12 protein-coding genes are annotated in these 15,384 nt (G+C 67.9%); 5 read left to right on the top strand and 7 right to left on the bottom strand.

Annotated elements, in window-relative coordinates:
- Positions 1-128: 128 nt before the first annotated feature.
- Complete coding sequence (ilvD, locus tag ACFO5K_RS18700) at positions 129-1,820, bottom strand: dihydroxy-acid dehydratase (protein ID WP_378564322.1); 1,692 nt, start codon at positions 1,818-1,820, stop codon at positions 129-131.
- A gap of 69 nt (positions 1,821-1,889) precedes the next feature.
- On the opposite strand from ilvD, the gene ACFO5K_RS18695 reads away from it, so the two are divergent.
- From ACFO5K_RS18695 to ACFO5K_RS18680, 4 genes are all read left to right on the top strand, one after another.
- Positions 1,890-2,264 (top strand): nuclear transport factor 2 family protein, encoded by a 375-nt coding sequence (locus tag ACFO5K_RS18695; RefSeq protein ID WP_378564319.1) that lies wholly within the window; start codon positions 1,890-1,892, stop codon positions 2,262-2,264.
- A 183-nt stretch (positions 2,265-2,447) separates the two neighbouring features.
- Complete coding sequence (locus ACFO5K_RS18690; RefSeq protein WP_378564316.1) at positions 2,448-2,618, top strand: hypothetical protein; 171 nt, start codon at positions 2,448-2,450, stop codon at positions 2,616-2,618.
- 226 nt (positions 2,619-2,844) lie between these two features.
- A complete protein-coding gene (locus ACFO5K_RS18685) occupies positions 2,845-4,116 on the top strand; it encodes a PucR family transcriptional regulator (protein ID WP_378564313.1) in 1,272 nt (423 codons plus the stop codon).
- Positions 4,117-4,171: 55 nt separating this feature from the next.
- Entirely contained in the window at positions 4,172-4,588 is a 417-nt protein-coding gene (locus ACFO5K_RS18680; RefSeq protein WP_378564310.1) for a RidA family protein, read from the top strand.
- Between the two features lie 58 nt (positions 4,589-4,646).
- On the opposite strand, the gene ACFO5K_RS18675 is transcribed toward ACFO5K_RS18680, so the two are convergent.
- The 6 genes from ACFO5K_RS18675 to ACFO5K_RS18650 are packed head-to-tail and all read right to left on the bottom strand — an operon-like array spanning position 4,647 to position 12,767.
- On the bottom strand, positions 4,647-8,612 hold the full coding sequence (locus ACFO5K_RS18675) for an amino acid adenylation domain-containing protein (protein WP_378564307.1): 3,966 nt from the start codon (positions 8,610-8,612) through the stop codon (positions 4,647-4,649).
- A 46-nt stretch (positions 8,613-8,658) separates the two neighbouring features.
- Positions 8,659-9,030, bottom strand: a complete 372-nt coding sequence (locus ACFO5K_RS18670) for a DoxX family protein (RefSeq protein WP_378564304.1) — start codon at positions 9,028-9,030, stop codon at positions 8,659-8,661.
- Between the two features lie 48 nt (positions 9,031-9,078).
- Positions 9,079-9,888 (bottom strand): formate dehydrogenase accessory sulfurtransferase FdhD, encoded by an 810-nt coding sequence (gene fdhD / locus ACFO5K_RS18665; RefSeq protein WP_378564302.1) that lies wholly within the window; start codon positions 9,886-9,888, stop codon positions 9,079-9,081.
- 32 nt (positions 9,889-9,920) lie between these two features.
- On the bottom strand, positions 9,921-10,556 hold the full coding sequence (locus ACFO5K_RS18660) for a DUF1345 domain-containing protein (RefSeq protein WP_378564299.1): 636 nt from the start codon (positions 10,554-10,556) through the stop codon (positions 9,921-9,923).
- Between the two features lie 48 nt (positions 10,557-10,604).
- The gene (locus ACFO5K_RS18655; protein WP_378564296.1) at positions 10,605-11,531 is read right to left on the bottom strand and encodes a LysR family transcriptional regulator; all 927 of its coding nucleotides are present in this window, start codon (positions 11,529-11,531) and stop codon (positions 10,605-10,607) included.
- Between the two features lie 12 nt (positions 11,532-11,543).
- Entirely contained in the window at positions 11,544-12,767 is a 1,224-nt protein-coding gene (locus ACFO5K_RS18650; RefSeq protein ID WP_378564293.1) for an FUSC family protein, read from the bottom strand.
- A 295-nt stretch (positions 12,768-13,062) separates the two neighbouring features.
- Here ACFO5K_RS18650 and ACFO5K_RS18645 point away from each other — a divergent pair, with 295 nt between their 5' ends.
- The gene (locus ACFO5K_RS18645; RefSeq protein WP_378564290.1) at positions 13,063-15,384 is read left to right on the top strand and encodes an FdhF/YdeP family oxidoreductase; all 2,322 of its coding nucleotides are present in this window, start codon (positions 13,063-13,065) and stop codon (positions 15,382-15,384) included.

Genomic DNA, 15,384 nt, shown 5'->3' with positions numbered 1-15,384 from the left:
CTTGTTGTGAATGAACATGCGAGCTCCTCACAGCCGTGGGAAAGGTCGGTGTCGGACGCCTACCCCAGCTTCTGCGACGGAAACCGGCCCACGACGGGCAAATCGCCGTGGGCCGCCGCTCGGATCGTTCAGCCCGTGACCGCTCCGTGGGCCGCCGAGCTGACCAGCTTGCGGTACTTCGACAGCACGCCCGAGGTGTACTTGGGCGGCAGCGGCGCCCAGCCGACCTTGCGGCCGGCGAGTTCGTTCTCGTCGATCTCGACGTCGAGGGTGCGGTTGGCGACGTCGAGGACGATCGGGTCGCCGTCGCGGACGAAGGCGATGGGTCCGCCGTCGACGGCTTCGGGAGCGACGTGGCCCACGCACAGTCCCGTTGTGCCGCCGGAGAATCGGCCGTCGGTGAGCAGCAGCACGTCCTTGCCCAGGCCGGCGCCCTTGATGGCGCCGGTGATGGCGAGCATCTCGCGCATACCCGGTCCGCCCTTGGGTCCTTCGTTGCGGATGACGACGACATCGCCGGCCACGATCGTGCCGTCCTCGAGTGCGTCCATCGCGGCGCGCTCCCCGTCGAACACCCGGGCCGTGCCGCGGAAGACATCGGAGTCGAAACCGGCGCTTTTCACCACGGCGCCTTCGGGAGCGAGGGAGCCGTGCAGGATGGTGAGGCCACCGGATTTGTGGATCGGGCGGTCGAGCGTGCGGATGACATCACCGTCGAGGCCGAGGTCGATGTCGGCCAGGTTCTCGGCCATCGTCGCGCCGGTCACGGTCATCACGTCGCCGTGCAGCAGCCCCGCGTCCAGCAGTGCTTTCATCACGACGGGGATGCCGCCGACCTTGTCCACATCGTTCATGACGTATCGGCCGAACGGTTTCAGATCACCCAGGTGCGGCACCTTGTCGCCGACCCGGTTGAAGTCGGCCAGCGTGAGGTCCACGCCGGCTTCGCGGGCGATGGCCAGCAGGTGCAGCACGGCATTGGTCGAGCCGCCGAGCGCCATGACGACGGTGATGGCGTTCTCGAAGGCCGGCATCGTCATGATGTCGCGCGCCGTGATGCCCTGGCGCAGCAGCTCGACGACGGCCGCGCCGGACTTGCGGGCGTAGTCGTCGCGGCGGCGGTCGGGCGCGGGCGGTGCGGCCGAACCCGGCAGGCTCATCCCGAGCGCTTCGGCGGCCGAGGCCATCGTGTTGGCCGTGTACATGCCGCCACACGCGCCTTCGCCCGGACAGATCGCCCGCTCGATGCGATCGACCTCCTCGCGGCTGATCAAGCCCTTGATGCAGGCGCCGACGGCTTCGAAGGCGTCGATGATCGTGACGTCCTTGCCGTCGACATTGCCGGGCAGGGTAGATCCCGCGTAGAGGAACACACTGGAAAGATCCAGGCGCGCCGCGGCCATCAGCATGCCGGGCAGGCTCTTGTCGCAGCCGGCGAGCAGCACCGAACCGTCGAGGCGCTCGGCCATCATCACCGTCTCCACCGAGTCGGCGATGATCTCGCGGCTGACCAGCGAGAAGTGCATGCCCTCATGGCCCATCGAAATGCCGTCCGACACCGAGATCGTGCCGAACTCGAGTGGGTAACCCCCGCCGGCGTGCACGCCTTCCTTCACCGCCTTGGCCAGCCGGTCCAGCGACAGGTTGCACGGGGTGATCTCGTTCCAGCTCGAGGCCACCCCGATCTGCGGTTTGATCCAGTCCTGATCGCCCATGCCGACCGCGCGCAGCATGCCGCGGGCGGCGGTCTTCTCGAGCCCGTCGGTGACATCGCGGGAGCGGGGCTTGATGTCGATCGATCCGTCGGTGTCGTGTGCCATGCGGCCAGCCTACGAGGCCGACCGCGCGGGCCAGGCGTCGACGACCGCGAAACGGGTAACCGAACGCGCATGACGGACAATGTGGTGCTCGATCAGTTGCTCACGCTCGAACACGCGGGGTGGTCTTCGCTGTGCGATTCGACCGGTTCCCGGTTCTACGGACAGTTGATGCTGCCGGAGGCGGTCATGGTGCTCGCCAACGGCATGGTCATGGACCGCGACACGGTGATGGCATCGCTCGCGGACGCGCCACCCTGGCGCACCTACACCATTTCCGATACACAATTGATCGAGGTCGATGCCGACAATGCGATCCTGGTGTACACCGGCACCGCTTACCGTGCCGGTGCGGAACCGGCTTTCGTCGGCCTGATGTCGAGTGTGTATCACCGCACCGAGAACGGCTGGCGGCTCGCGCTCTATCAGCAGACACCCACCCGGTGACCGGCATCGCGGCACCGGCGAGTTGTTGATCGGATTATGTTGTGGAAATCTATGACGATTCTTCGAATGGTGCATAGATAGGTCAAATCCGGTGCGCGCGACGCGCATTCGGCGGGCGCGGCGTGATCTGATCGAGATGTCCCAGAAGCGGGACGTTTCCCAGAGTACAACCGAGGATGATGTATGAATCCCAGAACCGTTCGTCCGCTCGTCGTCGCCGCGCTCGCGGCTGCCGCCTGTGTGGTGGGTGCGGGCACCGCCACCGCGGCCTCGCCTGCCCCCGTGTCGGGTTCGGTGGAAGTATGTGTGCCGCTGCCGCTGCCGCTTCCGGTCGAAATCGCCCTGTGCCTGTAGGCGTTTAGCCCGACGTGCCGGCGACAGTGGCGCGAACTCCCCGTGGTGCGCGGGATTGCGCGGTTCCGACACCCCGGGTCGCCACTGTCGTCCGGCAATCCGCCAGAGGAATCTACAAACAGATTCGCCGCTCGTTGTCGCATGCCACAAGCGAACGCCAGACGACGATTCGTTGTTCACGGTAGATTGAGGTCTTGCCCAGTGATCTGGGTGGGAAGGATTCAACATGGCTGTCTCAGCATCCATCGCCCCGTTCTTGACCGCCGCGGGTCGGCCCGTTTCGAGCCCCCTGCGCGATGTGCGCACGATCTCCCGCCAGATGGTCGGCCATTTCATCGAGAACGTCGTGCCGTGCGCGACGCTGCCGGGCGAAGTGCTCGACGGTGATGTCACCACGGTGACCCGGGTGTGTCTGGAGCTGACCAGAAGCATGCTCGACGGCCGCGACCACCCAGGCCGGGTGGAGCGGATCCAGGCCGCCGCCGCCGGCTGGGCGCGCGAGGGCATCCCGATCGACACCATCCACAATGCCGTGCACGAAGGCTTCAAACTCGGTTTCGACCTCGTGATCACCAATGTCATCAACCACGACCAGGAAACGGTGATCGGCGTGGCCCGTCGCCTCACCGAGGTGCAGAGCATGATCACCTCGGTGGTCTCGATGGCCTACGTGCGCGAACTCCGCTCCGTGGTCAGCGAGCACCACACTGCCGTGCACACCCTGACCTCGGCATTGCTGGGCGGCCAGAGCACCTCGACGATGGCCAGGGAATGCGGCATCGAGGTCGCCGACCGCTATCACGTGATGGCCCTCGCCATTCCGTCCCATCCCGAGGAATTCAATCCCGCGCTCGACGGCAATGTGGTGGCCCGGCGCAAGTTGCGGCGCGTGCAGGCCGAACTCGCGAACCGATGTGCGGGCAAGGTGTTGTCGCTGTTGAGCGTCGACGGCGGCACCCTGCTGCTGCCCGCCGCGGAGTTCTCCGGCCCGGTATTGGACGAGTTGGTCGCCGGCCTGTCGGCGGCGGCTCGGGTGCCGGTGCGGTCGGTCGTCACCTCCGCGGTGCCGGCGGAGATTCCGTGCGCCGCCGAGCAGGTGCACGAACTGGTCGAAATCGTGCACCGGCTCGGTGGACCGACCAAGGTGTACCGCCCGCACGAGCTGGCGTTGGAATATCAGTTGACCCGCCAGGGTCCGGCCCGCGATTACCTGAGCTCGATCGTCGATTCCCTCGAATCGCATCCGGAACTGCTGCACACGCTCGAGGTGTACATGGCAACGAATTTGCAGCGTTCGCGGACCGCGCGCGAGTTGTTCGTCCACACGAACACGGTGGACTACCGGCTCAAACGTATCGGCCAGCTCACCGGGTTCGACCTCAGTTCGGTCACCGGCATCTGTTATCTGCGGGCCGCCTTGCTGATCCGGGCACAGCGCGCGGGTAACACCGCGCCGGTTCTGCGCGCCGACGGCGAAGCCAACTCGCGCGCAGGCTGATCCACGCCCAGCGGCTCACGGTGTCGGGCGCGGCAAACGCCGGTATCGTGGTGCCATGTCCCCGGCAGTCACTTTGATCCGCTCGAATTCCCTGTCCGATATCGCCGAGTACGCCTACGCGGCAACCGCTCCCGCCGACTCGCGCATGATCTTCCTCGCGGGCGCGTGCCCGCTCGACGCCGACGGCACCACCGTGGCCCACGGCGACTACGCCGGCCAAGCCGCCAAGTCGGTCGAGAACCTGCGCGTGGCGCTCGAAGCGGCGGGTGCCTCGCTGCTCGACGTGATCAGTACCCGCGTGCTGGTGGCCTCGACGGAGCAGGCCGATCTCGTGGCCGCGTGGGAAGTGGTGCGCGACGCGTTCGGCACCCACGATGTGCCGAGCACGCTGTTCGGTGTGACTGTGCTCGGCTACGACCACCAGCTTGTCGAGATCGAGGCGGTGGCCGCGGTCCGCGACCAGGCGGTCTGATCGCCGGGCAGAACAGGCGCGGTCCCGGTGAGCGCCCTAGCTTCGCCGTCGAGGTCTTTCAATGTGCCGAGAGCGTGGAAGGGATCCGGCTTTCCGGGATCATGATCGGCTCGACTTCGCCGTCGAGGTGGCGGGCGAGCACCGGGCCGATGTCGGCCAGCACATCGGTGTTGGTGAGCTGTGCGTGCGTCGCGGCCACGGGGTGCTCGATGAGCCGACCGGTGACATAGGGCCGCCACATGTCGGCGCCCAGGTATTCGGTGATACCGCGGTTCGCCGAGAAGTACAGCAGGTCACCGTCATAGACACCCGGACGGTAGCCGTGCGAGAGGGCCACGCCGGCGACGTAGCCGCGGTGCAACCGCGTGAGCTGGTCGGCGGACAGACCCACACCGTAGGCGGCGCCCGCGGTGGCCAGTTCGGCGGCGGCTTCGGCCGCGGTGACATCGGGTATGGCGTCGGCGTCGTCGGGTTCGTCGCCGAGCAGGTGGGTCAACAGGTCTCGCATGCGTGGCGGGCGCGGTGGCGCGAGATCGGCCGGCACGACGACACTGTCGAGCATCACCACCGCACCCACGGTGGCGCCCCTGGCCTGTAACCGGACGGCGACGGCGTGCGCGATCTGCCCGCCCAGCGACCAGCCGAGCAGGTGGTAGGGGCCGTCGGGTTGCACGCCGAGCATGGCCTCGATGTAGTGATCGGCCAGACCGTCGATCGTGTCGGGAACCTGCGCGCCGGCGGTGAGGACGGGCGCTTGCAGGCCGTAGACCGGTCGGTCGCGCACGTGCCGTGCCAGGCCCGCGTAACACCATGCCAACGGCACCGCCGAGTGGACACAGAACAGTGGTGCCCGGGTGCCGCCGCGGCGCAGGGGCAGCAGCACGCCGAGTGCTTCGTCGCTCTCGCCCGCGGTGGGGTCGTAGGTGGTGATGCGGTGTGCCAGCGCGACCACAGTCGGGTCGGTGTAGAGCCAGCGCACCGCCACCGGAACACCGGTGTCCTCGGCCAGCGCGGCCGAAAGCCGGGCGCCGAGCAGCGAATTGCCGCCCAGTGCGAAGAAGTCGTCGTCCAGGCCGGCGCGCGAGAGACCGAGCGTCGCGGCCACACGGTCGGCGACGAGTCGCTGCACGGCGGTGTGCGGCTCTCGGTAGGAGCGTGCGTCGAGCGCCGGGGCGGGCAGGGCGCCGCGATCGACTTTGCCGTTGCCCGCCACCGGGACCCGGTCCAGTTCGACCAGTGCCGAGGGCACCAGGCTCGGCGGCAGGTGCGAGCGCAGGTGCCCCATGGTGGCGGCGGCATCGAACCGAATCCCTTCGGCGGCAACGACATAGCCGATCAGCCGGGCGCCGGGCCTGCCCTGGTCTGCGACGCGGACCACGGCGTAGGCGATCTCGGATCGTGACATCAGCACATTTTCGATCTCGGCCGGTTCGATCCGTCGTCCGTGCACCTCGACCTGGTCATCGGTACGTGCGATGAATGCGTAGGCGCCGTCCTCGCGTTCGGTCACCAGGTCCCCGGTGCGGTAGAGCCGCCGGCCGGGGTGGAAGGGATCGGCGATGAATCGGGTCGCGGTGCCGCCCGGATCGCGCAGGTACCCTTCGGCGATTCCGCTGCCGCCCAGGTACAGCTCTCCGCGAGCGCCCGAGGGCACCCGGGTCAGCCGGGTATCGAGCACTACGGCGAGCACACTCGGCAGCGCGGTGCCGATGCTCACCGGTTCCTCCGCCGCCAAGGCCGGTGTCTCGGTGACCATGACAGTGGCTTCGGTGGGGCCGTAGCCGTTGTACAACCGGACGTGCGGTGCCCAGTCGCGCACCAGCCGCTCCGGGCAGGCCTCCCCACCGATCGCGACGACCCGCACCTGCGGTACGAGGGCGGGCGAGAGCGTGGCCAGGACAGCGGGCGCGGTCTGCACCACCGTGCAGCCGTTGTCGCGGACCAACTGCGCGAACTCCGGGCCCGCCACGATCGACACGGGCGCCACTACCAGTCGCGCGCAAGCGGCGGCGGCCCCGAGTACCTCGAGCAGATGGGCGTCGAAAGTGTTGGTGTGCGAATGCAACAGCACCGAGTGCTGGTCGAGGCCGTAGTGCTCGAGCAGATAGTCGATCAGCGGGGCGACCCCGCGATGATTGAGCACAACACCCTTGGGGCGCCCGGTCGTACCGGAGGTGTAGATCGCATAGGCGGGGTGGGCGGGTGACAGCGGCCGGGCGCGGTCGCTGTCACCGACCGGTGTGCTCGCGCGTTGCGCCGCGGTTTGCGGATCGTCCATCAGCAACCAGTGCAGGTCGAGGGCTTCGGATCCGCCACGGGAGAGCTCGTCGCGCACGGAGCCGATCGTGAGTCCCCGGCGCGCACCGGAATCGGCGATGATGGTGGTGACCCGGTGTGGTGGGTCCGCCGGATCGACCGGGACGAAACACGCGCCCGTCTTCGCGACCGCCCAGAACGCCAGCACCGACTCCAGCGACCGCGGAATCGCCACGACAACGAAGTCGCCCGGCCCCGCCCCACCGGCGAGGAGTTCACGCGCCCAGCGCGAGGACGCTTCGTCGAGCTCCCGGTAGGTGAGAGTCCGACCCTGGTAGCTCAACGCGACCGCGTCCGGTGCTCGATTGCCGTCCAACAGGTCCGGCAGCAGCCGCACATCCGCCCCGCCCGGCACCGCTACCGGTGCGGTCCGCACCTCGTCCAGGGACCGGATCGGGGCCGTGGGCGCGGCGGCGAGGAACCGAGCGAAGTACCCCAGGAACATCCGGTGATGCCACACCACGGTTTCGCGCCGGTACCGCGCCGGATTGGCCTGGAAGTCGATACTCACCGAATTCTCGTCGCGCCCGAACTGATAACCGTTGATCTGCAGGTCGGGCACCGGGCCGAGCGCGAGCAGCCGGGCCTGCCCGGTGACCGGCCCCAACCGCAGCGGTTCCACCATCCCGAGCAGATTGACGACCGGCCCGTACCCGCCGAACACCGCTTCGGGGCCGGCGCCCATCTCCTCGTGCCGGTAACGCTGATGGCGCAACGCCCGGATCACCGCGCACCGCACCTGGGTGACGACTTCACCGACCGTGCCTGCCTGCAGATTCGTCAATCGCAGCGGTACCGCGTTCGACATCGACCCGGCCGACTGCCGTAGAGCGGCGGTGGCGCGGGCGGTGACGGGCAGCGTGAGGGTCAGGTCCGAGCTGCCGGACACGCGGGCCAGATAACAGGCGAACGCGGCAATCGCGAGCTCGGGAAAGGTCGCACCGTGCCGGCCTTTCGACGCACTGAGCAGCCGCGCCGTCGATGCGTCCAGGGTGCCGGCCACATGATGGGTCCGGGGGCTCGGCAGTGTGGGCGCCCCGGCCAAGCTGACCGGCTCATTGAGCCCGGCGACCTGTTCGGCCCAGTACTCGCGGTCCTTGTCGGCGCGCGGGGAGTTCCAGTACGCGGCTTCGTCTTCCAAGATGTCGGTCACCGTCAGTGCCCGGTGGGCCGGTGCCCGGTTGTCGTCGCCTGTGGCCGCGGGCGGGAGCTGGGCGCGGTAGAGCTCGGCTGTCCGGCGGAGCACGGCGGCGGCACCGACACCGTCGAGCACCATGTGGTGGCTGCGCAGATACAGCAGATGCCGATGTGGTGTCACGGCGAACACGACCGCCACGGTCAGGTCGTCGCCGAGGGGGTCCAGCGGGGTGCTGTGATCGCGTTCCATCCGGTCCAGGGCGGTGGCCACCGGGTCCGGCTCGGCGGTGAGGTCGACGACTGTGAACGGCATGTGCGCCGCGTCGTCGACGTACTGGCGGGCGACACCGTCGACGAGCCGGAATCGAAGCTGCGGGGACTCGAGTTCGCGTGCCGCCTGCCGCGCCGTGCGGGTGACCAGGTCGACGTCGAGCCGGCCGTGGAGATCGAGGTACAGCGCGACAGTGGCCGGCACGGCCGGATACAGCTGCTGGGCGAGCCACCAACTCGACTGTGCCCGCGTCAACGGGTGTGTCTGCTGGGCCACCGAATCCGGTCGTACTGTCAACACGCCTCCCTGGGACCGACAAATCCATGGCGAAACGATCAGCTGAAACCTACGTCACCGCGTCCACCGAAACCGCGCCCGCCCCGAACACCGTGATGACACCGGCCAGGGTGAACATGAGCAGGTCGTATTCCCAACCGCCTGCGCTCGCCCAGTACGGGCTGTGCCACTTGACGATGTGCAGCGACATCGTGGCCAGCATGAGCAGCATCAGCCCGCCGGCCGCGAGGGGTGCCAGGATGCCGAGAAACACCCCGATCGCGCCGAGCAGTTCCGCGGTCGCCACGAAATAGGCCGCCGGCACCGGGACCGCATTGCCGGCCGCGAATTTCTCGATATCACGGAATTTGTTGCGTGCCGACGCGAAGAACGCGACGGCCACGACAATTCGAACGAGCAGCAGAAGCAGGTCTTGAATCACCGTTGTTTCCATGTGCCGACCCCTCGTCGATGTCTGCGCCGATCGTGCTCAGGTCAACCGGTGCTCACCGGTGTAGATGTTCATCGTGTCGCCGCGCAGGAATCCCACCAGGGTCAGCTCCGATTCCGCGGCCAGATCCACGGCGAGCGAACTGGGGGCCGAGACCGCGGCCAGGATCGGGATGCCGGCCATCACCGCCTTCTGCGCGAGTTCGAACGATGCCCGGCTGCTCACCAGCAGCATCAGATCGTGGGCGGGCATCCGGTTCTCGCGTACCGCCCAGCCGATCACCTTGTCCACGGCGTTGTGCCTGCCGATGTCCTCACGCAGGGCGAGCAGGGTGCCGTCGGCGGTGAACAGACCGGCCGCGTGCAGGCCCCCGGTGGCTTCGAACAGTTTCTGACCGGCTCGTAGTCGCGCGGGTAGATCCGAGAGCACCTGGGTGCGCACCGGCTCGGTGTGGTGCGGGATCGGGTACCGGGTGTGGGTGCGCACCTCGTCCAGTGCGGTCTTGCCGCAGAGCCCGCAGGCGCCGGTGCTCAGGAAGTTGCGGGTGGGCAGCGGGGTGGGGGTACGTAAGCGCAGGTCGAGCACGTTGTAGGTGTTGCGCCCGGTGTCGTCGGCGCCCGCGCAGTAGCGGGCCGAGACGATATCGTCGGCGGTGCCGATGATGTTCTCGCCGAAGAGGAATCCGTGCACCAGGTCGATGTCGCTGCCCGGTGTCCGCATGGTTACCGTGAGCGACTGCCCGTCGACGCGGATCTCGAGTGGTTCCTCGACCGCGAGGGTGTCGGGGCGTTCGATACGCCCGGCCGGTGACAGCCTGGTCGTTCTGCGTCGTGCGGTGACTCTGCTCATCGGTGCCGATCGGTCGTGGGCGTGCGATTCGCTCAGTGGGTGACGATGCCGGCGACGAGATTGATCGTCGTGGCCAGGATGACGGTACCGAACGCGTAGGACAGCAGGCAGTGCCGGAGCACGATGCTGCGCACTCTGGAGTCGGAGACATTGGTGTCCGACACCTGGTAGGTCATGCCCAGGTTGTAGCTGAAGTAGAAGAAATCACGGTAGCCGGGTAGTCCGCTGGAATTGAAATCGATACCACCCCTGGGGGTTTCGTAGTACAGGTAGGCGTAGCGGGCGGCGTACATCAGGTGCACGGCCCCCCACGCGGCGAACACTCCGCCCAGTGCCACCGCCGCCGCGATGTGGCCTTCGCCGGACTTTCCGAGGACCAGGATCACCACGATGGCGACGAGTCCGCTCAGCGCCGCGGCCACCACCGACAGTTCCTCCACGAAGGGCTGGAAGTCTTCGCGCCGGGCATAGGTTCTGGTTCGCTCGGCATCCATCGGCCACAGCACCAGCCAGCCGACCACCACGAAAATGGTGGCCGCGGTGGCGATGCCGGTCAGCGTGCCCATCGCCACCCCACCGCGCAGGCCGATCAGCACACCCGCGACGGTCCCCAGGACGATCGAACCGACGAGTCGGCCGACCGCGGACAACAGCAGCGGAGTGCTCATGGCTACCGACCCTAGCGAACGGTTGCCGAGTCGTAGCTGATTTGGATCTCAGTCCTGCCTGTGTTCGCCCGCCTGCGCCAGGGTGTCGTCGAGGTGGGCGGTGCGCGCGGTGGCCGAAAGCGCCTTGGCCAGCACCGGCTCCGGCTGTCCCGCCGCGGTGACCAGCGCGATCTGTGCGGTGACCGCCGGATCGCGCAGTGGCAGCACCCGCACGCCCGCGGGTGGGCGCAGGGTGTGCAACCACGGCTGCGGTACCACGCACGCCCAGCGTCCGGTGCTCACGTGCGCGAGCAGCGCGATCACCGAGTCGCTCTCGAGTTGCGGGCTCGCGCGCAGCCCGTGCTCGGCCAGGGCGGCGTCGATGAGCTGACGGCCCCGCATCCCCTTGTGCAGCAGGCACAGCGGCATCTCCAGTGCCTCGGCCCAGCTGATCGCGCCCGTGCGGCCCGCGAGGAGTTCGGTTCCCACGAGCAGCACATGGCGTTCGGTGTAGAGCGGGGCGGCGCTGAGCCCGGCGGTGTCGATGCCGTGCGCGTAGATGATCCCGGCATCGAGTTCGAATCGGCGGATCCGGTCGACGATGTCGAGGGAACGCAAACTGGTCTCGAGCTGTACTCGCACCAGTGGATGGGCGGTGCAGAACGGGTCGGTGAGCAGGGCGACGGTGCTCGACGCCGCCGGGATCACCCCGATCCGCAGCTCACCGGTGAGGCCGGTCTGCAGGGCGGTGACCTCGTGTTCGAGCGCGTCGCGATCGGCCAGGATCCGTCTGGCCCACAGCACCAGCCGCTCACCCTCGGGGGTCAGGTCCTCGAAGGCGCGTCCGCGCCGTACCAGCGGCACCCCCAGCTCGCGTTCGAGCTTGCGCAACGCCTCCGACAGCGCGGGCTGGGAGACGTAGCAGGCCTGCGCGGCGCGGGCGAAATGACGTTCCCTGGCGAGTGCGACGAAATACTCGAGCTGACGGAACAGCATTCGCCGGGCTGGTCAGTCGTCCTGGTCGTCGGCGGCCTTGTTGCGCGCCCGCACGATGTCGAGCGCCCGCTCGGCGGTGGCCTGGTCGGGATAGGGGCCCATCCGGTCGTTGTACCAGCAGGTCTTACCCTGCTCGGCCTTGTGATGCTTGATGCAGTAGTACCACTGGTTGTCCTCAGCCATACCGACAGTATGCAACGTTTCGCATACCGGTGGCGTGCAGGCGGGCGCGGCGGGTTCGCGCACCAGCAGGGCCACGGCGATGCCCACGGCGACACCGAGCACGGTGTCGAGGCCGCGTTCGGTGAGCATGGTGAGCGGGTCGGTCGGGTCGGCCAGCTCGGTCATCGCCATGATCAGCGGCGTGAAGAACCCGAGCGCCACGGCGTAGTGGCGGGCCATGAACAGCTCCGTCGGATACAGCAGGGCGATGATCGCCAGCGCGAGCATCGTCGGGCTGGGCCCCGGAATCAGCAGCGGCGCGGCGACCAGCAGCCCGATGAAGGTGCCGATCACCCGGTGCAGGCCACGGGTGATCCGGTCGCGTGAGGTCGCCGCGGCCAGCGGTACGGCGGCACCGGCCATCGCCCAGTTGGCGTGTCCGACACCGAGCAGGATCCCGATGCCACCCGAGATCGAGATGGCCAGCGCGTAGCGCCCGGACTGGGTGAGCGAGACCCGGCCGCTGCGGTGTGGCCGGATCCACACCGGTACCGCGTCGGCGCCGCTTCGGCGCACCTGCCTGCTCGACTCGAGGTAGCCGACCAGCACACACAGCACCGCGGTGGTGGCGCACACCAGCAGCGCCGCCACCGGCCGGCGCTGCGCCCCGGCCACCATCGCGATCGCCCCGAAGGCGAAGATCCCGAAGAAGGGCCCTTCGGGCCGCAATCCGAGCCGGTCGGTCACCGGCGAGGCCACGGCGGCGAACGTCGCAACCGCCGAGACCAGCACCACCGGTGGTGCGTGCACATGGGCCAGCAGAATGCCCGCGCCGACCGCACCGACCAGCACCACCGCGGCCTCGCACTGGTGGGCGAGACGCTGACGTGGCGCTTCGGCGAACCCGTACATGCCGGTGAAGGAACCGAACACCGCGTAGATGAGCAGATCGGTGCGGTCGGCGGCCACCAGGATCAGGCCGGGAACGGCCAGCCCGACGAAGACGCGGGTGGCGGGCAGATGATCCAACTCGATGGTGAACCGCCGGATCAGCGGGCGCGCCCGGGTAGCCATGGTGGGCAAAGCTTCCTCCGAAGATCGCTGCCGGTTTGCCGGCCGGTGTCGATGGCTCACCGTGCACGGTCGGCGCGCATCGCGTCAACCTGCGGTGATGCGTTGTACGAGGCGATTCGGGCCGGGATCGGCGGTGATAAGCGCGGCCGATCGTCCGGTCGGAACTCGGTCTTGGCCACCGGCGGCCACCGCCGGAAGGATGAGCACGGCCCTGCCTCCGGCATTGCCGGGCCTGTGCGGTGAAGAATTCCGCGCAGAACGGCAACCGGCTTCGAATCGTCGAAGGGAACCTGTCATGACCGACGGCCCGTACGGAGAGCTCGACCCCGACGACGGACCCAGCGGCGCCCGCGATCGTGCGGCCGTCCCGGAGTTCAAGCCCTATCACCACCCAGCCGCCGGCTGGGGTGCGGCCAAATCGGTCACCGAGTTCATGGTGGTCAAGGAAAAAGAGCCGCTGCTCGGCACCCGCGCCATCATGAAGATGAACCACGAGAACGGCGGTTTCGACTGCCCCGGTTGCGCGTGGCCCGACTCCATCAAGGGCATCCACCTCGATATCTGCGAGAACGGCATCAAGCACGTCACCTGGGAGATGACGCGCAAACGTGTCGGCCCGGAGTTCTTCGCGAAGCACACCGTGGCCGAGCTGTCCACCTGGAGTGAGTTCGACCTCGAGAACCAGGGCAGGCTCACCGAGCCGATGAGCTACGACCCGGTCACCGATCACTATGTGCCGATCAGCTGGGCCGATGCCTTCGAACTCGTCGGCACGGCGCTGCGCGACCTCGATGATCCCGACCTGGCCGCCTTCTACACTTCCGGACGCCTCGGCAACGAAGCGACGTTCCTCTACCAGCTGATGGCACGCGAGCTCGGCACCAACAATCTGCCCGACTGTTCGAACATGTGTCACGAGGCGAGCGGTCGCGCGTTGCAGGCCGCGCTGGGCACCGGCAAGGGCACCTGCGACCTCGAGGACTGGGAAACCACCGACGCCCTGTTCATCATGGGCGTCAACGCCGCTTCCAACGCTCCACGCATGCTGACCGCACTGGCCGAGGCCGATCGACGCGGCGCCCAGATCGTGCACATCAACCCGCTGGTCGAGGCGGGCGCGACCCGCACGATCATCCCGCACGAGTTCCTGCGGATGGCGACCTTCAACGCCACCGACACCTCTACGCTGAACCTGCAGCCGCGCATCGGCGGCGACTTCGCGCTGCTGCGCGGTATCGCCAAGGCGGTACTCGAGGAATCCGAGTCCGATCCCAAGGCCCTGGACCGGCAGTTCATCGAGCGCTACACCACCGGATTCTCCGACTACCGCGCCAAGGTCGAGGCCACGCCGTGGTCGCTGATCGAGGAACAGTCCGCGCTCACCGAGGCCGAGGTGCGCAAGGCGGCGCGTGTCTACTGCGACGCCGACCGCAGCGTGATCAGCTGGTGTCTGGGCGTGACCCAGCACGAGCACGGTGTCGACACCGTCCGCGAGATCGTGAACCTGCTGTTGCTGCGCGGCAATCTGGGCCGCGAGGGTGCGGGCCCGTCGCCGGTGCGCGGGCACAGCAACGTGCAGGGCAACCGCACCTGCGGCATCGCCAACAAACCACCCGCCCAGTTCCTGGACCGGCTCGACGAGGTCTGCGACATCACCTCCCCGCGCGCCGACGGCTACGACGTCGTCGACTCCATCGAGGCGATGCACGCGGGCAAGCTGAAGGTGTTCATGGCCATGGGCGGCAACTTCGCCCTCGCCGCGCCCGACACCGCCTACACCTTCGACGCGTTACGCAAATGCGATCTGACCGTGCAGGTGAGCACCAAACTCAACCGCAGCCATCTCGTGCACGGCAAGCGCGCGCTGATCCTGCCCTGCCTCGGGCGCACCGAGAAGGACGTGCAGCGCGGTGGTCTGCAGGAGACCTCGGTGGAGGACTCGATGGCGATGGTGCACCTGTCGCGGGGAATGAAGAAGCCCGCCTCACCGCACCTGCTGTCCGAACCCGCCATCGTCGCCGGGATCGCGCGGGCCGCGTTGCCCGGCAGCGCGACACCGTGGGAGTACTACGTCGAGGACTACGATCGCATCCGCGACACCATGTCCCGGGCGCTGGACGGTTTCGAGGACTTCAACCGGCGGGTGCGCTTGCCGCTTGGCTTCCGGATCAAACAGCCCGCCCGCGAACTGGTTTTCCTCACGCCCTCGGGCAAGGCGGAATTCTCGGCGGTGGACCTGCCGGATCTGACCCGCGAACCCGGCGTCCTGTCGCTGGCGACCTTGCGGTCCCACGACCAGTGGAACACCACGATCTATTCCAACGACGACCGCTACCGTGGCATCAAGAATCTGCGCACTCTGGTGTTCATGAACCACGACGACATGCGTGAGCGTGGACTCACGGAATTCGACGAGGTCGACATCACCAGCATCGCCCGCGACGGCAGCACCCGGTCGGTCCACAACTACAAGGTCGTCCCGTACAACATCCCCGCCGGGTGCGCGGCCGGATACATGCCCGAACTCAACGTGCTGTGCGCGATCGGCGACATCAGCACCCAGAGCGATCAACCGATCATGAAGAACGTGAAGGTCACCATCGCACGCTCCGTATGA

It is taken from the genome of Nocardia halotolerans (genome assembly GCF_042650145.1).
Taxonomy (GTDB): Bacteria; Actinomycetota; Actinomycetes; order Mycobacteriales; family Mycobacteriaceae; genus Nocardia; species Nocardia halotolerans.
Note: the sequence above shows the minus strand (reverse complement) of the source record. Positions and strands in the feature narration are given on the sequence as shown.